The sequence below is a fragment of the Flagellimonas olearia genome, from assembly GCF_009184425.1.
Taxonomy (GTDB): domain Bacteria; phylum Bacteroidota; class Bacteroidia; order Flavobacteriales; family Flavobacteriaceae; genus Flagellimonas; species Flagellimonas olearia.
The window spans coordinates 1-671 of sequence record NZ_WELG01000024.1 but is presented as its reverse complement, the minus strand read 5'-3'; the positions used below and the strand labels follow the sequence as shown (position 1 = coordinate 671).

At 47.4% G+C, this 671-nt stretch carries 2 rRNA genes; both read right to left on the bottom strand.

Annotated features, from left to right (window positions below):
* Window positions 1-177: ribosomal RNA gene (locus F8C76_RS19120) — 23S ribosomal RNA — on the bottom strand; the annotation flags it as partial.
* 329 nt (window positions 178-506) lie between these two features.
* Window positions 507-671 (bottom strand): 16S ribosomal RNA (locus tag F8C76_RS19115); the annotation flags it as partial.

Sequence of the window (671 nt, the reverse complement as noted above, 5' to 3'; positions counted from 1 at the left end):
CTCACATACCTATGGATTCAGTATGTGATACCTGCCTTATGACAGGTGGGTTTCCCCATTCGGAAATCTCCGGATCAAAGTCTGTTTGCCGACTCCCCGAAGCTTATCGCAGGCTACTACGTCCTTCATCGCCTCTGGCTGCCAAGGCATCCACCGTGTACGCTTATTCACTTGACTATATAACCCAAAACAGTCACCTCAAATCCGCCTCTCGACAAATCCTCAATCACCGCCCAGGTCTTTCATCGTGATAACGATTCACCATAAAGACACAAATGTCAGAGATAATATCTAACGCTTGCATTCTCATTGAATACTTGGACTTCTCATTTCCCAAATTGTTAAAGAGCTTCTTATACCAGCAGATATAAGACCGATTAAAAAACCGGAAACAAATAATCCATTACCTTCCTTCAAAGAAAGAGAATCACTTGTTTCCGGCTTCTAGCCGGTAACAACAGACAAGCAAACGTGTGAGCCCTGAACGGGATGGAAATCTTTGTCGTTAAGGAGGTGATCCAGCCGCAGGTTCCCCTACGGCTACCTTGTTACGACTTCACCCCAGTCATGAACCACACCGTGGTGAACGTCCTCCCGAAGGTTAGACTATCCACTTCTGGTGCAATCCACTCCCATGGTGTGACGGGCGGTGTGTACAAGGCCCGGGAACG